Here is a 20,658-nt window from a genome sequence, read left to right on the forward strand (position 1 = left end):
TGACACTTCCGTCCGCGGCGACGCTGATCACCGTGGGGGCGTGGTACGGGAGGGCGCGCACTCGGTACGAACAGGGACGGTACGTGGGTCAGGGAGCGGCGCCCCGGCGCATGCAGGCGTACGACGGGGAACTGGGCGCGGCCGTCGCGCGGGCCCAGCAGGGAGACGAGGCGGCCTTCGCGGTCGCCTACCGGCTCGTGCAGCCCGGCCTGCTCGGCTATCTGCGCGGCCTGGTCGGGGACGACGCGGAGGACGTGGCGTCCGACGCCTGGCTGGAGATCGCCCGGGATCTGGGGCGATTCCGGGGCGACGGGGCCGGGTTCCGCGGCTGGACGGCGACCATCGCCCGGCACCGGGCGCTGGACCATCTGCGCCGGCAGCGGGTACGGCCCCGGCCGGCCGTGCTGGAACAGGACGTCCTGGACCTGCCCGGGCCGCACAGCACGCACGACCAGGCGCTGGAGGCCCTGACCACCGAGCACGCCCTGGAGCTGGTCCGCGGGCTGCCCCGCGACCAGGCCGAGGCCGTGCTGCTGCGCGTCGTGGTCGGCCTGGACGGCCCGGCCGCCGCGCGGGTCCTGGGCAAGCGGCCGGGCGCGGTACGCACGGCCGCGTACCGGGGGCTGAAGCGCCTCGCCCGGCAGCTGGGCGCGGAGGGTGTGACGGATGAGGTTCCCCGGACGCTGGGGGATTCGACGTGAACGATGCTCAGCTTCTCCGGCAGGGCTGACGGGACCGCGCGGTCGCTCGCTCCTGAACAGGCCGGACGTGTGGGCCGTACTGGTGAGGCCCGGCGGGCCGGTTGGGCGAGTGGATCGAGCAGGGACGGAATCGGACATGGCTGAACGGCAGAGCGGCGGCGGGCTTCCCGGCCGTCGTTCCCGTCCCGCCCTGCCCGACGTCGAGGTCGAGGCGCTGATCGTCGCCTCCCTCGTCCGGGACGGTGTCGACGCCGGGGCCGAGCAGCGGGCCGTGGCCGCGTTCCTGGCCGCCCGGGACGCCGGGGCCCACCGCGGCCGCGCCCGCCGCCGGGACGACTGGGGCCTGCGGGACCGGCGCCGCCCCGTGCCGTCCCCGCGGACGGCGCTCTCGGTGCTGTTCGCCGGTCTCATGCTGGTCGGTGTCGCCATGGGCGTGGTCGGCGCGGCGGGTTTCCCGGCGGACGACGAACGCCCGGCCCCCGCCCGGGGCGCCGAGGCCGACTGCCGCGACTACCAGGAGGTCGGGGGAAACGGCCGGGGCCTGAACGCGACGGTCTGGCGGCGTCTCGTGGCGGCGGCGGACGGCGAGAAGAACGTCACGGCCTACTGCACGGAACATCTGGCGGAGCCCGAGCCGGGCGGGAACGACCGCCGCCCCACGCCCTAGGAGAGTCCTGGGGATCCGGCCGGTCCTCCTTCGGTCTTCTCGGTCATCAGTCGCACAGGCTCGCCACCACGAGGCTGTCGAAGGCCAGCCGGCCGGACTGCCACGCGGTGACCCGGACCGCGGCGTCCTCGCTCGCGTCCTGCGCGGGGAGCCTGGTCGCGGAGATGCGGCAGGGGATGTCCAGGGTCAAGGGGGAGTGGAAGGCGCTGCGCAGTTCCACGGGGAGTACGCGGTACGGCGCGCAGGCCGCCTGCACGGCCTGGCGGGCGGCCTCCAGGAGCACCATGCCGGGGATCTCGTGGGTCGGGTGGTCGAAGAGCACCGGGTGGCCGGGGTCGATGCGCAGGTCCCAGTTCAGGCCCCGGCGAGCGGCGGCGGAGCGGGGGACGCCGAGGACGACGTCGCGTTCGTCGAGGCGGCCCACGATCGCGGGCGGCACGGGATCGGGCAGGGGCGGGTACCCGCCGCCCTCCCCTGCGGCGGGGCCCCGGGGGGCGGACACGCGCAGTGTCAGCCGTCCCGCGCCGGCGAAGTCGTCGCCGCGCAGCAGGTCTGCCTCCAGGGTGAGTGCGGTCGGGGGGCCCTGGCGGCGGTCGGCGCCCCGGACGTCCGTGGCCGCGGCCTCCAGGCGCATCTCGGCCGGGCGGGTGCCGAGCAGGATGACACCCGGCACGACCTCGAACTCCAGTTCGGCGATGGTGAAGTGACGGTCCGCCGGGACGCCGTAGTACGTCTGCCCGACCAGGACGGAGGCCTGGCGTAGCGACTCCGCTGTGAGCAGGGGGTCGTACCAGGCACCGGCGATGGGTGCGTAGAAGTGGTGCCCGCGCGGCCACTGCGCGCCCAGCCGGAACGCGTCGGGGCCCAGCCGCCGCCAGTCGGTGATCAGCACCTCGGCCACGGCACTGCGGTCGACGAGGTGACGCGGGGCGGTCCGGACGAAGTGGAGGTCGGCCTCCGGCCCGGCATCCGGCGGCAGGGGGAGGGTGAGCGCCTTGGGTATCGGATCGGTGTGGGACACGCGGGTTGCCTTTCTCATGGGCGTCGACGCGACGAACGCGTCCCGGGGCGGGTCCCGGGTGCCGGGCCCTCCGAGCCAGGCCGGGCCGGCTCCGGGCAGGGCGGGGTGCGGTGCCGGGTCCCGGGGCGGGGCCGTGCGAACCGGGCCGGGCCCCTCACGGGCGGAGCCGGCTCCCGGGTGGGGCGCGGCCGTTCAGACCGGGCCGAGGACGCCGGTGGCCTCGGCTCGGCGGGTGGCGGGTGGTGAGAGAGGACGACGGGTGGTGAGCGATGGGTTGCTGAGTCCCCGTTTGTGGACCTGCCCTGTGCGACGGTTGGATCCGGTGCCGGTGCCGGTGCCGGTGCCGGGGTTGGGTCCGGTGCCGGGGGCCGACCCGTAGCCACGGCCGGGGCGGTGTCCGCGGCCAAACCGTCTAGCGGCCTGGCCTGCGACCGGTGGATCCGGTGCGGGGATGGGTTCGGTGCCGGGGTCGGCCCGTTGCCACGGCCGGGGCGGTGTCCGCGGCTGGACCGCCTGGCGGCCTGGCCTGTGCGGCGGGTGGATCCGATGCCGGACTGGACCGTAGCCACGGCCTGGCCTGGGCGACGGCTGGATCCGGTCACGGCCTGGCCCGTGCGACGGCTGGATCCGGGGCCGCAGCTGGACCCGTACCCACGGCCAGGGGCCGTGCCCGCGGCTGGACCGGTGCCGGTGCCGGTGCCGGTGCCGGTGCCCGGGCCGTTGCCGGAGGGAGCTGCGCCGGGGTTCCGTCGGGCCGTGTCCGGGGTGTCCCGGGGGGATCTGGGAGGGGAGGGACGGGTCAGGCCGCTGCCAGGGCCGTGAAGCGGCCCGCGTGGAAGACCAGGGGGCCCGCCTGTGCCGTCAGGGCGCCTTCCAGGGCCTCGGCGATGACCAACTCGTGGTCGCCCGCCGGATGGAGCGTGGTGATACGGCAGTCCAGCCAGCCGAGACCGTCGGCGGGAATGGGGTGCCCGGCCCGGGTCGTGGACCAGGCGCCCGCGGCGAAGCGGTCGGCGCCCTTCGCGCTGAACAGGCGGCACAGCTCTGCGTGCTGGTCGCCGAGGATCGTCACCGCGAAGGACCCGGCCTCACGGATCGCGGGCCAGGTCGAGGAGGTGTCCGCGGCGCACAGCGCGACCAGCGGCGGGGTGAGGGAGACGGAGGTGAAGGAGTTGACCGCCATGCCCTTGGGGCCTTCGGCCGTGTCGGCGGTGACCAGGACCACTCCCGTGGTGAACCGGCCGAGTATGTCGCGGAACGAGCGTTGCTCCAGCATGAGTTCTTTCCGATCGGTGGGACGCACGGCCGGGCCGACGGAACGGCCCGACCTGGCGTGACATACGGAGGGCTCGGCGAGGACGCTCCCTCGCGCTACTTCTTCCGGCTGGCGATCGCGAAGTCCACCGCTTCCTGCGGGCGGGCCGCCGAGCCGGTGATGCGGGGGGCGACATGGCGGGCCAGCAGTTCCATGCTGCGGTTGGTCTTCTCCCAGGACGTCCAGTCGGCGACGTAGACGAGCAGCGTGCCGAAGCCGCCGGTGATCTCGTGCAGCCGCTCGATGCCGGCGACCACGTCGTCCACCGAGCCGACGAGCGCGCCGCCCGCCTCGACCCGGGCCTCCAGCGCCTTCTCGCGCGGCACGTCGGGGCTGAGGACCTCACGGCCGGCCGCCTTGCCGAAGTACTCGAACAGCCAGCGGTCGTAGCCCTCGCGGACGTCCGCGTACGCCTCCTCGCGGGTCTCGGCCACATGCACCGGCAGCGCGATACGCCACTTGTCGCGGTCCAGGGTCTGCCCGTGCTCGGCGGCGGCCTCCTCCGCGTACTTCCACTGGTGGGCCAGGTTGATGTGCGCGGGGGCGCCGGGCGTGAGCAGGGCGAAGGGCAGCGCGAACGAGGTCATGCTCAGCCCGTACTGGCCGATCAGGCGCGGGCTGGACTGCGAGGTGCCGGAGGTGGCGACCGCGACCTCGATGCCCTGCGGGCTGAAGCGCGGCAGCTGGAGCTTGGCGTCACGCAGATCGAACCAGTCCGTCTGCTGGGTGATCCGCTCGTCGCCGTTGACCAGCTCGAGGACCGTCGGCAGGGCCTCCTCGAGGCGACGGCGCTGCACCGGCTGCTCCAGGCCGAACATCTTCGCGTCGAAGGGCACGCCCGGGCCGACGCCCAGGATGTACCGGCCGCGGGTGAGGTGGTCGAGGTGCACCGCCCGGCTCGCCACATGGAAGGGGTGGTGGCCGGAGAGCGGCACGACGCCGTGGGCCAGCTTGATCTGGGTGGTGCGCTGCGAGGCGGCGGCTATCAGCGTCTCGGGCGCCCCGACCAGGCCCCAGCCCAGCGTGTGGTGCTCGCCGAACCACGCCTCGTCGAAGTTGAGGTCATCGACGTACTCGACGAGGTCCAGGTTGCGGCGGATCGCGAGGTGCGGGTCCTGGCCGGTCTCGTGGACGGGGGACAGGAAGAGACCGATACGGCTGTGCATGACAGACCTCCGGGAAGCAAGCGGTGGAAGAAGGCGAAGAGGAAGGAAGAGAGAAAGAAGCGTGTGGCTGGTGGTCAGACGACCCGGTACACGGCGTCCTTGAGCGCGCGGACCTTCTCGTAGCCGGCCGTCAGGGCCGTCTCGTCCGGTGCCGTGAGGAACACCCGCATCGAGCTGGTCAGCAGATCGACCGTGGGCCTGATCCGGGCGCCGGGCGCGTACTTGACCGTCGCGAGGAAGACGCTGTCCAGGGCGCGGATCTCCGCCACGGCGCTCTCGTCGACGGTGTCCACGACACCGTCGAGTTCGGTCGGGGTGTTGTAGACGACGGCGGGCTGAAGCCTCGTGTACGTCCGTCCGGCGTACTCCGCGAGGAACTCGTCGGGCCGGGTGTACGCCTGCGCGGTGAGCGCCGCCTGGTTGTGACCGAGGCACACGTCGTGGAAGGGGGCGTTGAGGTTGCCGTTGAGGCGGGTGGCGATCTCGACCAGGACGGGACCCTCGTCGGTGACGATGACCTCGGCGTGGCCGGGCCCCCAGGCGACGCCGAGGGCGGCGAGGACCTCGTCGACGTACGAGGTGAGCTCGGCGACCACCGGGTTGTCGTCCGGGTCGGCGAGGAGGTCGCGGTTGTAGATGTTCTTGCCGGACGGCAGCAGCGTCTTCTCGTACTCCCAGACCCCGCAGACGTACCGCTCGCCGCCGCGGCTGACGGTGTCGACGATGTACTCGGTGCCCTTGAGATAGGACTGCACGAGGATCTCGGTGTTGGCGAGGCCGAACATGTTCGGGGCGTCGAGGACGCTGCGGGCGGCGGCGCGGACCGCGTCGGGGCCGTCGCAGACGAAGACGCCGTCGGAGGCCGCCGAGCTGAGCGGTTTGACGACCACCGGGTAACTGCCGTGGTCCTCGGCCCAGTCGACCGCGGCGTCCGGGTCGTCGGTCTTGAGCTGCCGCGCGCAGCGCACCCCGGCGCGGCGCAGCGTCTCGATCATCTCGTACTTGTCGCGGCGGGCCGGTGAAAGGGCCGAGCCGTTGGAGGGGACGCCGACCGCCTCGCTCAGCCGGTCGGCGAGCGGCACGGACGACTCCTGGCCCGCGATCACGCACACGGGGGAGAGGGCGCGCAGCCGCTCGACGAGGGCGTCCTCGTCGCCGTGTCCGGCGATGTTCTCCCGGTAGGCGGTGAGGTCCGGCGGTGCCATCGCCGGGATCAGCTCCGGGGTGGACTGGACGTGGACGACGTCCGTGCCGTACGCGGCGAAGGCGGCGGGGTAGAAGTTGCCGGCGGAGTAGCCGTCGACGATCACCGCCACGGGGCGCGTGGGAGTGCTGTTCATGAGGTGGCCTCCTGTTCGGATGTGGACTCGGCCTCGATGAAGCGGGCCAGGCGGGCGATGCCCTCGCGGATCGCGGCGGGGGTGAGGTTGCTGAAGCCCAGGCGCAGGGCGCGTTCGCCGCTGCCGTCGAGGTGGAACATGCGCATCGGCGCCCAGCTGACCGCGTAGTCGCGGGCCGACCGTTCCATGGCGACGAGGTCTGCCTCGAAGGGCACCTCGACGACCAGGAAGAAACCGCCGCGCGGCCGGTTCCAGCGCACGCCGTGCTCGGCGTACCGCTCGGGCGGGAAGTGCTCGGCGAGGGCGTCGAGGGTGGCGGCGAGCCGCTCCTGGTAGACGGCGGCCAGATCCCGGGTGGCGGAGCGCAGGTCGTAGCCGGCGTCGACGAGGATGCCCCCGATCGCGGCCTGGGAGAGCGAGGACGAGCCGACCGTGAACATCGCCTTGGCCTTGGAGAGTTCCTGGGCCAGGGTGCGCCGGGTGCCGTCCTCGCCGACGACCTCCCGGTCACCGACCAGATAGCCGAGGCGGGCGCCCGGGAACGCGGACTTGGCGAAGGAACCGAGGTAGACGACGTCACCGCGGGTGTCCAGCGCCTTGAGCGTCGGCAGCCTCTCCTCGTCGTTCGCGAAGAGCCCGTACGGGTTGTCCTCCAGGATGGTGAACCCCTCCTCGGCGGCCAGCGCGAGCAGCCGCCGCCGGGCCTCCAGCGGCACGACCGTGCCCGACGGATTGGAGAAGTCGGGGACCAGGTAGAGCGCGGCGGGCCGCTTGCCCTCGGCACGCACGGCACGCACGGCGGCGGCCACGGCCTCCGGTTCGAGCCCGTTGGGCCCCTCGGTGATGCCCTTGACCGGGATGTCGAGCATGCGGGCGGCGCCGCGAATGCCGACGTACGCGGGGGACACGGACAGCAGCACGTCGTCGGGCGACCGGAACAGCCCCCGCAGGGCGACGAGCGCCGCCTCCTGGAAGCCGTGCGTGATCATGATCGCCTCGGGCGCGACATCGATGTCCTCGTCCTTGGCGAGCATGCGGGCGACCTCTTCCTGGATGAACCCGTTGACGGGTCCGTACTGGAAGTGCAGCCGGGTGACGCGCTGCTCGGGCACCCCCTGCTCCCGCAGGTGCGCGATGTACCGGTCGACGTAGTACGAGAGCTTCGCGAGGTTGTGCGTACCGTCGTGGGGCGCCCCCGACGAGAACGACAGCGCCTCGGGGAACTTCATCGCCGTCTCACTGAGCAGCCGCATCGAGTCCATGCCGGGGTCGACGATCCCGGCGTGCAGGGCTTCTCGGCGCAGCGGAGTGGTGGATTGCTGAACTGGCGTCACGAGCACGTCAGTCGGTCCTTTCGAGGGGGGCTTGCTTCTTGACGGGGAGGGGCGGCGGGGCGATGGACCCGGGGCTCAGGCCGCGGCCTCCTCCGACGCCGCGGCCCACGTGCCCTTGCCCGGCGCCCACTGGCGGATACGAACCCGGCAGACGATGCCGCCCTTGACGTAGGGCTCGGCGTCCAGGACCTCCTGGAGGCGGTCGCGGTCCTCGGCCTCGTAGACCAGCAGGCCACCGTTGGTGTCCTGGAGCGGCCCGGCGAGCAGCAGGACGCCGCTGTCGGTGAGGGCGCGCAGATAGTCGGTGTGGGCGGGGTGCAGATGCTCCCGGCCGGCGCGGTCGACGTTGTACTCGAACTCGACGACGAACTTCGCCATGGATACCTCCGGTGTCGCGATGGGGGGTGCGGGCGGGGGGCGGGACTCACATGTAGATGCCGCCGTTGATGTCGATGACGGACCCGGTCGAGTAGCCGGCGCTCTCCGAGCAGAGGTGCAGCACACTGCCGACGGCCTCGGCGACGGTGCCGTAGCGGCCCATCGGCAGCTTGGCCAGTACGGCCTGCTGCTGCTCCGGGTCGCGCCGCTCGAACGCCCCGGCGACCCGCTCGGTGGCGATGGGCCCGTGGGCGACGACGTTGACGACCACCCCGGTCGGGGCCAGCTCGAACGCCAGCTGCTTGGTCATGCCGATGACGGCGGCCTTGGCCGCGACGTACGCGGCGTTGTTGAAGCGGCTGTACGTACGGCCGCCCGCCGAGGCGAAGTTGACGATGCGGCCGTAGCCGTCGGCGGCCATGCGCGGGGCGCACACCTTGACCGCGATCCAGCTGCTGACCACGTTCTCCAGGAAGGACTGGTCGAAGTGGTCGGTGGTGAGGTCGGCGTAGCCGATCACGCGGGTGTCGCCGCCGACGCCGTTGACGAGGATGGACGGGGCGAACCGGTCGACGATGTCGGCCAGCCGGCGTTCCGCCTCAGGGATGTCGGTGATGTCACCGACGACGGTCTCGACCTTGGTGATCCGTCCCAGCTCCTCGGCGAGCCGGCCGACGGCCTCGGCGTCCCGGTCGAACAGGACCAGCGTGTGGCCCTCCTCGGCGAGCTCGCGGGAGACCTCCTTGAGGATGCCGCCGGCGGCGCCGACGAGGAGCGCGGTGCGGGGGGTGGGTGCGGGCATGGTGGGTCACCTTGTCTCTCGGGTCAGGGGTTCCGGGGTGGTTGCCCCGGTGGTCACGGACTCGGTGTCGAGGTCGGAGCCCGTGTCGAGGTCGGAGTCGGGGTCGGGGCCGGGCTTGGTCACGAACCCGGCCAGCCGGGGCAGCAGGGCGAAGCCGGCCGCCACCGCGAGCCCCAGGCCGAGGACGGACATCCACAGCGCCTCGTAGCCGTGGGAGTGGGCGAGGGCGAGTCCTGCGGGACTGCCGACGACGAACGCCGCGTTCCAGGCGAAGAAGTACGAGCCCTGGTAGGTGCCGCTGCGTCCGGCCGGGGCCCGGTCGGCGATGAAGGTGGCGGACATCGGGGCCCACAGCACCTCGCCGAGCGTCCATACGACGGTGGCGACGGTGAAGGAGACCATGCCGTCGGCGAGGACGTTGCCGCCGAAGCCGAGGGCCATGAACACGGCCGCCAGGATCAGCGGGACATGGGCGCGCAGCCCGCCGACCAGGCGGGGCACGAGCGGGAGCAGCAGCACGGACAGGACGGCGTTGACGGCGAGGACGAAGCCGATGTCCCCGGCGGTCAGCCCGCCGGCCCGCATGTCCAGTGGCAAGGCGGAGTTGACCTGGAGGTAGATGCAGGCCAGCAGGAAGGTCAGGAGGAGGAAGGCGACCAGGACGGGGGTCCGGAAGGGTTCGGCGATCCCGCGTGCGGCCGCCTTGAAGGCCGCCGCGGCCCCGGCGGGCCGGTCGGCGTCCTGCGCGGGCGGCGGATCGGCGGGCACCGCGAAGACGAGGGCCGCGTAGACGAGGCTGGAAACCGCCCAGACGACGAAGAGGGCGCCGGGGCTGACCTCGAGCAGGAAACCGGAGAAGACGGGGCTCAGCGACATGCCGATGTTGAAGCCGACGAGGAAGAGGCTGTACGCCTTCGAGAACTGCTCCTGCGGGACGATCGCGGAGATCAGCCCGGCCCCGGCCGGCCGGTCGACGGCCGAAAGGAACCCGGTGATCAGCGACAGCGCGCACAGGGCGACGACGTGGTCGGCGACGGCGAAGAGCAGGGCCATCGCGGCGGTGACCGGCTGGGCGGCGATGATGGTGCGACGCGGCCCGATCAGATCGGCGACCGCCCCTCCCACCAGCCCGGACAGCACGACACCGGCACCGAAGAGCCCGACGACGAGCGGGGTCGTACCCGGGGCGACGAGCCCGTCCTGCTCCAGGTAGAGCACGAGGAAGGCAGGGGCGAGCGTCCCGAGCCGGCTGACGGTCTGCCCGAACCACAACAACCAGAACGCTTTGGGAAGGGCCATCAGGATTCCGTTCGTATCGGGGTGGGGAGCGGGTGCGAGGGGTGTGCGGGGGGTTGCGGTGGGATGGTGAGGGTGCGTGCCGGGGGCCCGGGGAGCCGGGCGTGTGGCGCGAGGGCCACAGGAGTCCATGTCGAAGCCGCGTCAGCTCGCCCGAGAGGCACCGGAGTCCGCACCGGAGCCCCAGTGGCGCGCGTCGAAGCGGCCGGACTCCCCGAGCCCCGCTCAGGAGCCACGCCGGCCCGCGCCGCTGTCTCAGCGGTCCGCGCCGGAGCCGCTGGGGCCCGCCCGGGTGTCGTGACCGTCCGGGCCGGGGCCCCGGCGGCGCGTCCCGGGGCCGTGCCGGCCCGCCCACCTGTGGCCGTAGTCCGTGCCCGGTGCGGTGGGCGGGCGATGCGTGGCCGGAGTGACGCGTGGGCCGGAGTGCCGGGGCGCGTCGGGGCGGCGGAGCCGAGCGTGCTGTAGGCGAAGGCGGCGGAGACCAGGGTCTTGTGGTGGTGCCAGCCGGCGTACGAGCGTCCCTCGAAGGCGCGCAGACCGAAGTCGTCGGCCAGCCGCTCCACCGTGTCGACGGCACCCGTGTGCAGCCGGGCCAGCGCGAGCACCTCGCGCGGTGACCTGTCCACGAGATCCGTGAGCCAGATCCGTCCGCCTCCCGGCTCGCCGATCAACCGGAGGGCGACGGCGATGCCGGGGAGGCGGACCACCCCCGTCGCCACTCGCGCCGAGTCCGGCTCGGCCGCCGCCGGGGGGTGGTGCGGCGGCCGGCCCGGACGGGCTGTGAGGAGGCTTCGTGCGGGCACACCACCGGCACCGGCACCGGTTCGAGAGCCGGGCCCGCCGAGGGCCGCACGGTCCGGGTGCACCACAAAGTCATCAGGTACGGCCACGGCAAACCGCCGCTCCCGGCCGACGAGCCCGCCCACCAGCGCGGCGGTGTCCGCGAACCCGACCAGGTCGGCGACGACCGGCACCTCGTCCGAGCCGGCCGCACCCCGGGTCGCGACCCCGTCGACGAGGTCCAGCGCCAGGGCATCGGCCGCACCCGCCTCCGGACCCGAACCCGCGTCCTCGGCCCACCGCCCGGGCAGCAGCAACCGCCAGTCGACCGGCACTGTCCCCTGCTCCACCGCGAGGAACGCCCCGATGCCGACCTGGCAGTTGACCGTGCGTCCGTCCCGGGGGACGAAGCGGCGGTGCACTCCGCAGGAGCGGTCACCCCGCTTGGGCAGCACCGCCGTACCGATGACCAGGGCACGCGGCCGGGACCGCCGTACGACCCAGTCGGCCAGACGGGCGCGGACCGGCTCCCAGTCCCACGGGCTGGCGTTGACGAACTGGTGCAGGGCCTGGGCCGCCGTGGTGGAGTCCGAGGCGGAGGCCGCGAGCCGGCGCACCGTCTTGCGCCCCGGCGTCACCAGCAGGCCCCGCGTGTAGACATGGGCCCATCTGCGCTGGTCGGCACGGGGCAGCCGTTCGAAGATCCCCGCGATGAAGGCGTCGAAGGCGTGGTGGCGTGCGGACCTCACCATGACGCGTTCCCCTCCTCTGGACTGGGCGGGCCCCGCCGGTTCGAAGCCCGCCCTCAAAAAATAGAGAACGAACTCTTTGTTTTCAATTGAAGGGGCCACTTCCAGCTACGACTTTGAGGAGTCCGCACCCCCGCAGGGCGCTCACCTGCGGTCGAGCAAAAGCATGGCGTCGCTCAACTCCCGCTCGGCCACCGCCGCCCAAGGCCCGCCGACGGCCAGCCCGACCGTCAACGCCCCCTTGAACGACGACAGATGCAGCGTGCCGTCGAGCGCCCCGGCCCCCCGGGCCGCCACGGTCCGGAACCCCGTGACCCTCTCCGCGTGCGGCCCGAGCGCGGTGTCCACCGAACCGGCGTCGGTCACCCGCAGCTCCGGCCCTCCGCCGCCCTCCGCCTCCCGTTCCACGGCCCGGCGGATCGCGGTGTGCGCCCGCCGCTCCGGACGCCAGTCCCGCCCGGCCGAGCACAGCACCTCCGCGTGGCCCCGGGCCCGGCCCCCGAGGTCACCCCCCGCGCCCACGGCGTCGCGACCGGCGCAGCCCGCCCGCAGCCGCGCCCGCACCAGACCCAGCACGCACCCGGGCTCGCTGATCAGCGCCCGCTCGGCGTAGCGCCGGCGCAGGGACACCGCCGTGGCGACCGTGACCTCCCGGCGGCCGGTCTCCCGGGCGAACGCGTCCGCCAGCACGGTCGCGAGGAACCCGCCGACCGTCAACCGCCGCGCACCGCACCAGTCCCGCAGCCGGCGGGTCTCGTACGCACCGAGGGCGAGGGTCACGCCCCCACCACTCTCACGGACCACTCCGGCCGGACGCCCGCGCCCCGCTCCCGGCCCCGTTCCTCCTCCGCGCGACGTCACAGCCCGCCGGGCCGGCCCCGGCACGCACATCCCGCAGACCCCACCGCTCTCGTACGTCAGCTCGTCGGTGTCCGGCGGCAGCTCCTCCTCCCGGGCACAGGCACCCGGAACGCCGAACAGGGCGTCCAGCAGCGGCCGTACGAGACGCCCGACGGAGTAGCCGTCGCAGATCGCGGGGTGGAGGCTGAGGGAGAAACCTGTCGTCCCCTCCGAAGCCCGCCCGACCCGCAGCCCCCACAGCCGCTCACCGTCCGGGGAGACGGGCTCCCCCTGCCGGAACCACAGCCCCGCGCCCCCGGTGTCCTCGATCCGCAGTGACAGCAGCGGCAGCCTCCTCAGCCACAGCTCCACAGCCGCCTCCATCCGCTCCGGCGAGAACACGCCGTTCACCGTGAAGGAGGTGGTGAGCCCGCCCCTGCCCCGCATCAGCGCATGGCTGTACGCGAACGTCGCCTCCGTGCCACTGAGCCTGCGCACCCCGTCGACCGGGGCATGCCCCCGCCCACCGCCGCTCACGATCCCTCGCGCGCGGCGGCGGCGAGCGTCGGCGACGCACATCGCACGGTGTTCGACAGCGTGACCCCGTGGCTCGCGAAGTCCAGGGTGACGCGGTCGCGGTCGGCCATCCGGAAGCCGTCGTGGAAGCTGCTGCGGTCGGCGCCGATGTAGACGTAGTGCACACGGCCGGGGGCGAGCAGAGCGTCGTAGGAGAAGAGCTCGGACATGATGTCGTCGAGCCCGTAGTGCAGGGCCTTGGTGCCGGTGGTGAACTCGCCCCGCCAGCACGGCTCGCCGTCCCGCTCGATCGTGACGTGCCCGGTGACGTGGCGCGGCGGCCTGTCGAGGAAGAGCAAGGGCGCCACGGCCGCCTCGCACAGCTTGGCGTACGAGAGGTGTCCCCGGTGGCGGCGGAAGCGGCCGATGTCGGTGAGGTCGTTGCCGAAGGTGTAGCCGACGTACCGGGGGACGCCGTCCGCGTCGGTGACGTAGACGAGGACGACCTCCGCCTCCTCGGTCAGCGCGACGGACCCGACCGGTGCGCGCAGCTCCTCCCCGGAGGTCCTCAGCACATCGCCGAGGCCCTTGAGGAACCAGTTCGGCTGGGACGGGGTGTCCGCGTCCACCTTGACGTTGTGGGTCTGCATGAAGCCGCCGACCACCGCGTCACCGAGGTGGTCGGGCAGCAGCGGCGGGCGGAAGGAGACGGAGTCGCGTTCGCTCACGGGAACGGTCACCGTCTCGGAGGAGGCGAGGAGCACGGCGACGTCGCCGCCCTCGGTGAGCAGCTTCCCCAGGTTCCGGTCCGTGAGCGGCGTGAGGCTCAACGGTTGGTCCTCCTTGGGCAGTCCGAGGCCGAAGTACCGGCCGCCCCGGTAGGTGCATTCGAACAGTACGGTCATGATGTTCCCGCCTTTCGGGCATGGGTGTGGTGGGGAATGGGCGTCGTTGATGTGCGACCGGGAAGGGCCGGCTCAGAAGTTCTTCACGGCCCAGCGTTCCGCGCTCGCGGCCAGGTCCATGCCCCAGCCGGTGCCGTCGGCCGGCGCCAGCGTGTTCGTGTGGCGGTCGACGGCCGGGGGCGGGGCGACGATCATCTCCGGGAAGAAGCGGTCGGACTGCCCGGCCTCGACGGTGAGCGCGTCCGGGTTGCCGAAGGCCAGCGCCCGGCCGGAGTTGATGAGCGGGCCCACCTCGGCGACCTGGACCCCGAACTGGAAACGGACGCCGTTCTCCCGGGCGTAGGCGACGAGCCCGGCGGCCGGCAGCGGCCCCCCGTTCTTCGACACCCGGATGTTGAACGCGTCGCAGGCCTCCGACTCGACCGCCGTACGGGCGTCCCGGGCCGTGCACACCGACTCGTCCAGCATGATCCGCAGCCCGCCCTCGCGGCGCAGCGCGCGCAACGCCTCCCACGAGCCCTTGGGCAGCGGCTCCTCCACATAGTCGACGCCGGCCTCGCGCAGCCGGCGGGCGTGGCCGACCGAGTTCTCGGGCGTCCAGCACATGTTGGCGTCGACCATGACCGGTACGTCGTCGCCTACCTTGTCGCGGATCGTCCGGACGGTACGGGCGTCGTGCTCGATGTCGTCCGACGCCTTGATCTTCACGAAGTGGAAGGGTCCCCGGGTGGCGAGGAACTCCTCGGCGTCCAGGCTGAGGTCGAGCACCTGCGAGACGGGCAGCGACCGGCGCCCCTCGTCGGCCTCGCCCGGCAACAGCTCCCGCGCGCCCAGCCCCGAGCGGCGCCCCAGCCAGTCCAGGACCGCCGTCTCCAGCAGGCAGAGCAGGTTGTTGCCGCCGTCGATCCCGAAGGTCCGCGCGAAGCCGTCCCGGTGGAGCAGCCCCAGCAGTTCCCGCGGGTCACGGCCGGTCAGTAGCGCGAACACCGCTTCGAAGTCGACCTGTTCGAGCGCCGTGCGCACACTCGCGGTGGTCTCCCCAGTGACGTACGACCGGGGCGCGCACTCGCCGATGCCGTCCACGCCGTCGGCCGAGAGCCTCAGGACCAGGCTGTCGGACGTACGCCGCCGGGCGGCGGGATGGTCGAACGGCGTCCGCATGGGCAGCTCGACGTGGTACAGCCGGGCCTGTCCGGACCCGCCGGCCTCAGGCGCCACGGTTCACCCCCTGGAGCAGGGTGTACGTCGACGTCCAGTCGACCAGGTCGCCGCTGACGCCGGTGTAGAAGAGGTAGTGCTTGTCGGTCGGGAACTTCATGATCGAGCCGCGCCCGGAGACCAGGTCCTGGAAGACGGAGTGCGCGGCGTCGAGGTCCACGATCGGGTCGGTCATCCCGGAGACGAAGGTCGCGGCGGGGACCGCCGGGCTGAGGCGTCCGCGCGTCAGATAGAGCCGCTCCAGTTCCAGCAGCACCGCCCGCGACCGCTGCGTCAACTGCCGTACCGCCAGGTCGTCGTGGTCGATGAAGTGCTGGTACTTGACCTCGTCGGTGAAGTCGCCTGCCTTCAGCCCCGCGTCCCACAGCTCCTCGCTCCCGCTCGCCGCGATGGCCTCAAGGGTGTCCGGTTCGAGGGTCGCGTGCATCCGGCCGAGCCAGGACGAGCAGAAGACGGCGGCGTCGTACGAGGTGGTGAACCCCTCGTACGCCATCAGGGCCGCCATGAAGGAGCCGCCGAGGCAGTGCCCGAACAGGGACAGGGGCACGGAGTCGCCGATCATTTCCCGGACGAACGCGACGGCCTCCGCGTAGTCGCCGAGGACGGTGTCGACGTCCGGTATCTCGTGGCGCGGACCGGGGCTTATGCCGCTGCCGCGCCGGTCGAGGACGAAGAACGCGATGTCGTTGTCGGCGAACTGCGGGCCCACCTCCCACAGCCACCCGGCGTGGCTCTGCAGTCCGTGGAAGTAGAAGACGGCTCCCTTGATCTGCTCCGGCCGCCACAGGTGCAGTGCGAGCCGGGTGTCGCCGCAGGGCAGGTCGATGATCTCGCGGCGGGTGTTCTGCGGGGGCCTGAGGGTCTCCAGCATGGTCAGCTCTCCTTGATCGGTACTGAGTGGGTGAGGGGCGCTTCAGCCGGCGAGGATCGCGTCGACGAAGTCGATGTCCTTCTGGAACGGCTTGTACTTGTACTGAGTGGCGTTGCCGCCCTGCCGCCGCGACTCGACGTACGCGGCGATCGCGCCCTGCGCCACGGTCCGCACCCGGAGCGCGGCGAGCCGTCCGCTGTCCCGCTTCGAGGCGTACTCGATGTTGATGACGGACAGTTCGCGGTCGATCGCGGCGGACAGCACCCGGTCGAGGTCCGCTCCGGGGTCCGGTACCTCGACGACGACGGTGTAGGACGGCGGCTCGTCCCAGCGCGGCCCGCACATGTACAGCCCGGTGTCGAGCCCGCTGCCTTCGAGCCCCTGCCGGATGGCCTGGGTGACCTGGCCCTCGGTGATCTTCTCGCCGGTGAACGAGTGGAAGACGCCGTCGCGGTGGGTGAAGTGGACCCAGGGGGTGCCGTCCGCGATCCGGTCCACGCGGTAGATGTCACCGGTCCACAGCCGGTAGAGGCCGTTTCCCTGGGACATGATCAGGTGGTAGTCGCGGCCCGCCTCGACCTCGTCGTACAGCAGCGTCTCGACCTTCTCGCCGGCGTCGAGGAGCGCGCCGAGCGGTACCTCGGCGGGGACGAACTCGAAGTACGCCTGGCTGACGGCGAGCGGCTGGCTCTCCAGGGTGTCGTCCACGGGAATGGTGGTGACGCCCTCGGTCCCGCAGCTCATGAACGGCAGCTTGGCGACACCGGGCAGCACGGCGTCCAGACGCGGCCGGTACAGCTCGGCGGAGGCCGACAGCCAGCAGCTGTACAGCGTCAGCGACGGCCAGAGGTCCACGAGGCTGAACTCGCCCTTGCCCAGGACCTGTTCGAGGTGCAGCGCGGCCTTCTCGTCGGGCTCGGTCCACGGCTTGCCCTGGAGCGTGCCCTCGCGCAGGTCGCGCACCAGCTCGGCGCCGTGCTCGGCGATCAGGTCGCGCAGCGAGACGAGGGTGCTGGGGTTGATCGCCGAGATGTAGTGCAGGTCCTTGCCGACGAGGTGCCGTACCCGGTGGTACATCCGCCCGGCGTGGCTGGTGGGCGTGTCGGGGCCGAACCACGGCGACTCGTACCACGGCGGGTTCCAGTCCCGGCTGTTGATCTGCGGATGCCGGTTGCTGATCGCCTGGTGCTCGACGCCGTGCACGAAGTCGTACACGTCCTCGCGGACCGTCTGGGTGTCGAGGGTGGCCCAGGGGTGGGCGAGGATCTCGGGGTGGTGTTCCAGGTAGGTGCCCCACATCGCCTTCATCGCGGGGATGCGGTACTTGAGCAGCCAGTGCAGCGTGTACGGGACGCGCTTGGGGGTGCCCGTCGTCCCGCTGGTCTTGAGCCAGCGCAGTACGGGGCTGCACGACAGGATGCCGCCCTTGGTGCGGGTCTCCCGGTCGATCTGCTCGGCGAAGTCGTTGTAGCGCATGATCGGCAGCACGGACCGGAAGGTGTCCGGGGCGGTGGCCACGGCGTCGTACCCCTGCTCCTTCCAGTGCAGCGACGCGGCGCCGATGTCGATGAGGTCGTCGAGGACACGGGCCTGGGCGGCGCCGGGGTCCTTCAGATCGGTGAGCAGGTTCTCGCGGGCCCGGAAGCACTCCTCGACGAAGGGGTCGCGCCGGTCCTGCCAGTGCTGCTGCCATTGCGATGCCGGGTACGTCTCCATGGCTGTCTCTCCTCAAGAACTGTGGTCGCGGCCCGCTTTCGGGCATGCCGAAGGGCCGCGCGGCGGTGGCCGAACGGTGGTGCGGGTTCTATGGGGTGGGGAGGTCTCTAGGGGCGGGCGGGTCTTCGGTGCGGGGGAGGGGCGTTACGGCGCGGGGAGTTACGCGCCGCTCTCCCCGGCCGCGAGCGCTGCCAGCTCGTTCAGGTCGTACAGGGCCTGGCGTTTGGTCCCGTACCGGGTGATCTTGCCGCGCCGGGCCCACTGCCGGATCGTCCCCTCGCGGACGCCGAGGGCGAGGGCGGCGAGCGACGTGGGGACGCGTTTGCCGCGCGGGGCGCGCAGGTCGTCGTTCATCCCGACTCCTTGGTCTCGAGCGTTGACTGACGGTGATTCATGACAAGCCACTGACGTGGCGAGAGCACATGCCCCGCGCCGCACATCGGTCCGCGCAGCACCAGGTCGTCGCCGCCGCGCCCGGGGAGTGACACCTCGGCGTCGCAGCCCGGCTCCACGCACCGGCCGAGCGGTACGAGGTCGGGCTTGGGCGGCGCGACGACGAGCCGAAGGGCCGTGGCGGTGCGGGCGATCTCGTCGGCCGCCGGGCCCGCGGCGGGGTGGGCGGCCAGGAAGTCGATGTGCCGGCCGAGGAAGGCGGCCAGAGCGGGAACGGTCCGCTCCGGCGGGGCTCCGGCGGCCGGCTCCTCGTCCAGGACGAGCCGGGCCCAGGAGGCCAGTCGTACGACGGCGTCGTGCCGGGCGTCCAGCGCCGCGTCGCTCACCGGCGGCGCGTCCGGCCGGTGACCCGTGACCCGGGCCAGGCCCCCCTGCCGTGCGGGGAGTACGAGCCGCTGCTCGCTCTCGTGGTGGAGCGCGGGCAGGGCCGTCAGATCGGCCGCGAGGGCGCGTTTGCACGGGCCGCAGAGCCGGGCACCGGGAGCGGCGGGCCTGCGTCGCAGACCGTCGGAACGGGCCGCACGGCGGCAGCGGTTCGACGCACACTGCTCCGGGCGGGGATGCGAGGGGGTCGGGTCGGCCATGGTCACTGGTCGCCTCACCTTCAGGAGACAAGGAGATGCGGGGAAACGGGGAAACGGGGAAACGGGGAAACGGAGAAACGGGGAAACGGGGAGACGCGGAATCGGAACCGGTACCGCGGAAAACAAAAAAGCGCCGCTCGACGGCGACGCGTTGGCAGTGCGAAGGCTCCTGGAAGTGGGCAGACTGCCTCGCGAAAGAGTGTTACACGTCTGCCGCGTGGGCCGCAAGAGGCCACCGGAAAATATCCAACAAGTTTGTTTCTCCTGGTAGTTGGCCGCGCACAGACGACAGGTGCCGTCCGCCCCGGCACTCGCGGGGCGGACGGCACCTGTCGCCGAGGGCCGGTCAGCCCGGTGTCGGCACACCGAGAACACGGTCGCGAAGAGCGGGGAACTCGGCACGGGTCTTCGCCACGAGCGCCGGGTCGAGGTCGACGACGAGGGTCTCCTCTCCCGCCCCGGCCTCGGCGAGGACCTCGCCCCAGGGATCGACCACCACGCTGTGGCCGGCCTGTTCCACCCCGGCGTGCGTACCGGCCGTACCGCAGGCAAGGACGTACGCCTGGGACTCGACGGCCCGGGCGCGGGCCAGCAGCGACCAGTGGGCACGACGGGCGGCGGGCCAGCCGGCCGGGACGACGAACAGCTGCGCGCCGGCGTCCACCAGGAGACGGAACTGCTCGGGGAAGCGCAGGTCGTAGCAGGTGGCGAGCCCTGCCGTCAGCCGTGCCGGGCCACCGTCGTCCAGGGTGACGGTGACGGTCTCCTCCCCCCGGCCCAGCAGGGTGGCCTCGCCCCGGTCGAAGCCGAAGCGGTGGATCTTCCGGTACGTCCGGTGCAGCCGGCCGTCGGGCGCGAAGACGAGGGAGGTGTTGTACAACGTGTCGCCCGGGCCCTGTTCGATGATCGAGCCCGCGTGCAGCCAGACCCGGGCCTCGGCCGCCGCCGCGCCCATCGCCCGGGCCGTGGGCCCGTCCAGCGGCTCGGCGTGGGCGCGGAACTCGTCGAAGGCGAACGCGCCGACCGTCCAGAGTTCCGGCAGGACCACCAGGTCGGCGGTGTGCTGCTCACGAACGAGGCCGGCCACGCGGGCCCGCCGCTCGGCGACGGGTTCGTCCGGTCGTACGGCGATCTGCGACAGCGCGGCGCGCACGGGGTCTCCTCTGAGGTGTGGTGCGGCCCGGGAGGGCCGGTTACGGGGTCAGCGCAGGTGCGAGGCGCCGTTGACGTCGATCACGGCACCGCTGCACCATTCGGCCCGCTCACCGCTGAGCCAGGCCACGGCGGCGGCGACGTCCGAGGGCGCGGCGATCCTGCCCAGCGGGCTCTGGCGGCGCACCTGCTCCTCGACGTCCCCGACGAGCAGGTCTTCCACCAGGTCCGTGCGGACGAAGCCCGGGGCCACGGCGGTCACCGCGATGCCGAGCGGGCCCAGGGACTGGGCGAGCGACTGGGTCAGCGAGTGCAGGGCGGCCTTGGTGGCGCCGTAGGCCGGGGCGTCGGGTTCGCCCCGGTAGGCGCCGCGCGAGCCGACGTTGACGATGCGGGCGCCCCGTGGGCCCTGCGGCCGCTGCCGGAGGTGGTCGACGAAGTGCCAGATCAGGTCGGCGGGTCCGAGCAGGTTGACGTCGACGAGGCGCCGCCAGTCGGCCTGCCAGTCCTCGTACGAGGTGGTGGCTACGGGCTGCTCGGAGTAGACACCGGCATTGTTGACGAGGACGTCCACGGTGCCCAGTTGCCCGACGGCCAACTCCATGACCTCCTGGGCAGCGCCCGGCGTGCTGATGTCACCGGTGACCAGGGCGTGGCCGGTGCCGGGCAGGGCGTCCAGGACGGCCTTCGCGGCGGCGGAGTCGGCACGGCAGTGCACGGCCACGCGGTGTCCGTCGGCGGCGAGTTCGGTCGCGATGGCGGCCCCGATGCCCCGGGAACCACCGGTGACGAGCGCGCAGCGTCGAGTCATGGGCTGAGCCTTTTCATTGGAGCGGTCAGAAAGATCGTCAGAA

Annotated in this window: 19 protein-coding genes and 1 pseudogene; 2 read left to right on the top strand and 18 right to left on the bottom strand. The window is 72.5% G+C overall.

The window, feature by feature from the left end; translation table 11 throughout:
• Window positions 1-83: 83 nt before the first annotated feature.
• Both AC07DF_RS02395 and AC07DF_RS02400 read left to right on the top strand, forming a co-directional pair.
• Window positions 84-701, top strand: a complete 618-nt coding sequence (locus AC07DF_RS02395; RefSeq protein ID WP_478966145.1) for an RNA polymerase sigma factor — start codon at window positions 84-86, stop codon at window positions 699-701.
• 136 nt (window positions 702-837) lie between these two features.
• Window positions 838-1,368 carry a hypothetical protein gene (locus AC07DF_RS02400; RefSeq protein ID WP_478966147.1) on the top strand — a complete coding sequence of 177 codons (531 nt, stop codon included), beginning with the start codon at window positions 838-840 and terminating at the stop codon, window positions 1,366-1,368.
• 46 nt (window positions 1,369-1,414) lie between these two features.
• Here AC07DF_RS02400 and AC07DF_RS02405 read toward each other — a convergent pair whose 3' ends face one another.
• From AC07DF_RS02405 to AC07DF_RS02490, 18 genes and pseudogenes are all read right to left on the bottom strand, one after another.
• Complete coding sequence (locus AC07DF_RS02405; protein ID WP_478966149.1) at window positions 1,415-2,407, bottom strand: ScbA/BarX family gamma-butyrolactone biosynthesis protein; 993 nt, start codon at window positions 2,405-2,407, stop codon at window positions 1,415-1,417.
• Between the two features lie 781 nt (window positions 2,408-3,188).
• Window positions 3,189-3,665 (bottom strand): flavin reductase family protein, encoded by a 477-nt coding sequence (locus AC07DF_RS02410; RefSeq protein WP_382489622.1) that lies wholly within the window; start codon window positions 3,663-3,665, stop codon window positions 3,189-3,191.
• Window positions 3,666-3,760: 95 nt separating this feature from the next.
• Window positions 3,761-4,870 (bottom strand): LLM class flavin-dependent oxidoreductase, encoded by a 1,110-nt coding sequence (locus AC07DF_RS02415; RefSeq protein ID WP_478966152.1) that lies wholly within the window; start codon window positions 4,868-4,870, stop codon window positions 3,761-3,763.
• 74 nt (window positions 4,871-4,944) lie between these two features.
• Complete coding sequence (locus AC07DF_RS02420) at window positions 4,945-6,210, bottom strand: ATP-grasp domain-containing protein (protein ID WP_478966154.1); 1,266 nt, start codon at window positions 6,208-6,210, stop codon at window positions 4,945-4,947.
• Window positions 6,207-7,550, bottom strand: a complete 1,344-nt coding sequence (locus AC07DF_RS02425; RefSeq protein ID WP_478966156.1) for an aminotransferase-like domain-containing protein — start codon at window positions 7,548-7,550, stop codon at window positions 6,207-6,209. Before AC07DF_RS02425 ends, AC07DF_RS02420 begins: the two co-directional genes overlap by 4 nt.
• Window positions 7,551-7,619: 69 nt before the next feature.
• A complete protein-coding gene (locus tag AC07DF_RS02430; RefSeq protein ID WP_478966158.1) occupies window positions 7,620-7,922 on the bottom strand; it encodes a YciI family protein in 303 nt (100 codons plus the stop codon).
• 46 nt (window positions 7,923-7,968) lie between these two features.
• Window positions 7,969-8,724: an SDR family NAD(P)-dependent oxidoreductase gene (locus AC07DF_RS02435; protein WP_478966160.1), complete on the bottom strand. Its 756-nt coding sequence runs from the start codon at window positions 8,722-8,724 to the stop codon at window positions 7,969-7,971.
• 6 nt (window positions 8,725-8,730) lie between these two features.
• Window positions 8,731-10,023, bottom strand: coding sequence for an MFS transporter (locus tag AC07DF_RS02440; RefSeq protein WP_478966162.1), 1,293 nt, complete (start codon window positions 10,021-10,023; stop codon window positions 8,731-8,733).
• Window positions 10,024-10,424: 401 nt separating this feature from the next.
• Window positions 10,425-11,552 (bottom strand): annotated as a pseudogene (locus AC07DF_RS02445) (IS701 family transposase); the annotation flags it as partial.
• A gap of 141 nt (window positions 11,553-11,693) precedes the next feature.
• Window positions 11,694-12,887, bottom strand: a complete 1,194-nt coding sequence (locus tag AC07DF_RS02450) for a hypothetical protein (RefSeq protein WP_478966164.1) — start codon at window positions 12,885-12,887, stop codon at window positions 11,694-11,696.
• A 35-nt stretch (window positions 12,888-12,922) separates the two neighbouring features.
• Window positions 12,923-13,810 carry an FAH family protein gene (locus AC07DF_RS02455; protein WP_478966166.1) on the bottom strand — a complete coding sequence of 296 codons (888 nt, stop codon included), beginning with the start codon at window positions 13,808-13,810 and terminating at the stop codon, window positions 12,923-12,925.
• Window positions 13,811-13,882: 72 nt separating this feature from the next.
• Entirely contained in the window at window positions 13,883-15,028 is a 1,146-nt protein-coding gene (locus AC07DF_RS02460) for a mandelate racemase/muconate lactonizing enzyme family protein (protein ID WP_478966168.1), read from the bottom strand.
• Window positions 15,018-15,899, bottom strand: a complete 882-nt coding sequence (locus tag AC07DF_RS02465; protein WP_478966170.1) for an alpha/beta hydrolase — start codon at window positions 15,897-15,899, stop codon at window positions 15,018-15,020. Before AC07DF_RS02465 ends, AC07DF_RS02460 begins: the two co-directional genes overlap by 11 nt.
• Before the next feature lie 42 nt (window positions 15,900-15,941).
• Window positions 15,942-17,615, bottom strand: a complete 1,674-nt coding sequence (locus AC07DF_RS02470; RefSeq protein WP_478966172.1) for a GH3 family acyl-acid amido synthetase — start codon at window positions 17,613-17,615, stop codon at window positions 15,942-15,944.
• Window positions 17,616-17,774: 159 nt separating this feature from the next.
• Complete coding sequence (locus AC07DF_RS02475) at window positions 17,775-17,969, bottom strand: hypothetical protein (protein ID WP_382489640.1); 195 nt, start codon at window positions 17,967-17,969, stop codon at window positions 17,775-17,777.
• A complete protein-coding gene (locus AC07DF_RS02480) occupies window positions 17,966-18,652 on the bottom strand; it encodes a hypothetical protein (RefSeq protein ID WP_478966174.1) in 687 nt (228 codons plus the stop codon). Before AC07DF_RS02480 ends, AC07DF_RS02475 begins: the two co-directional genes overlap by 4 nt.
• Window positions 18,653-18,998: 346 nt before the next feature.
• Window positions 18,999-19,805 carry a carbon-nitrogen family hydrolase gene (locus AC07DF_RS02485; RefSeq protein WP_478966175.1) on the bottom strand — a complete coding sequence of 269 codons (807 nt, stop codon included), beginning with the start codon at window positions 19,803-19,805 and terminating at the stop codon, window positions 18,999-19,001.
• 48 nt (window positions 19,806-19,853) lie between these two features.
• Complete coding sequence (locus tag AC07DF_RS02490; RefSeq protein WP_478966177.1) at window positions 19,854-20,615, bottom strand: SDR family NAD(P)-dependent oxidoreductase; 762 nt, start codon at window positions 20,613-20,615, stop codon at window positions 19,854-19,856.
• Window positions 20,616-20,658 lie beyond the last annotated feature (43 nt).

Source organism: Streptomyces sp. NPDC044719 (assembly GCF_056433405.1).

Coding starts and splice junctions, on each gene's coding strand:
- AC07DF_RS02400 (WP_478966147.1), top strand. CDS start 838: ATGGCTGAACGGCAGAGCGGCGGCGGGCTTCCCGGCCGTCGTTCCCGT.
- AC07DF_RS02405 (WP_478966149.1), bottom strand. CDS start 2,407: ATGAGAAAGGCAACCCGCGTGTCCCACACCGATCCGATACCCAAGGCG.
- AC07DF_RS02410 (WP_382489622.1), bottom strand. CDS start 3,665: ATGCTGGAGCAACGCTCGTTCCGCGACATACTCGGCCGGTTCACCACG.
- AC07DF_RS02415 (WP_478966152.1), bottom strand. CDS start 4,870: ATGCACAGCCGTATCGGTCTCTTCCTGTCCCCCGTCCACGAGACCGGC.
- AC07DF_RS02420 (WP_478966154.1), bottom strand. CDS start 6,210: ATGAACAGCACTCCCACGCGCCCCGTGGCGGTGATCGTCGACGGCTAC.
- AC07DF_RS02430 (WP_478966158.1), bottom strand. CDS start 7,922: ATGGCGAAGTTCGTCGTCGAGTTCGAGTACAACGTCGACCGCGCCGGC.
- AC07DF_RS02435 (WP_478966160.1), bottom strand. CDS start 8,724: ATGCCCGCACCCACCCCCCGCACCGCGCTCCTCGTCGGCGCCGCCGGC.
- AC07DF_RS02440 (WP_478966162.1), bottom strand. CDS start 10,023: ATGGCCCTTCCCAAAGCGTTCTGGTTGTTGTGGTTCGGGCAGACCGTC.
- AC07DF_RS02455 (WP_478966166.1), bottom strand. CDS start 13,810: ATGACCGTACTGTTCGAATGCACCTACCGGGGCGGCCGGTACTTCGGC.
- AC07DF_RS02465 (WP_478966170.1), bottom strand. CDS start 15,899: ATGCTGGAGACCCTCAGGCCCCCGCAGAACACCCGCCGCGAGATCATC.
- AC07DF_RS02470 (WP_478966172.1), bottom strand. CDS start 17,615: ATGGAGACGTACCCGGCATCGCAATGGCAGCAGCACTGGCAGGACCGG.
- AC07DF_RS02475 (WP_382489640.1), bottom strand. CDS start 17,969: ATGAACGACGACCTGCGCGCCCCGCGCGGCAAACGCGTCCCCACGTCG.
- AC07DF_RS02480 (WP_478966174.1), bottom strand. CDS start 18,652: ATGGCCGACCCGACCCCCTCGCATCCCCGCCCGGAGCAGTGTGCGTCG.
- AC07DF_RS02490 (WP_478966177.1), bottom strand. CDS start 20,615: ATGACTCGACGCTGCGCGCTCGTCACCGGTGGTTCCCGGGGCATCGGG.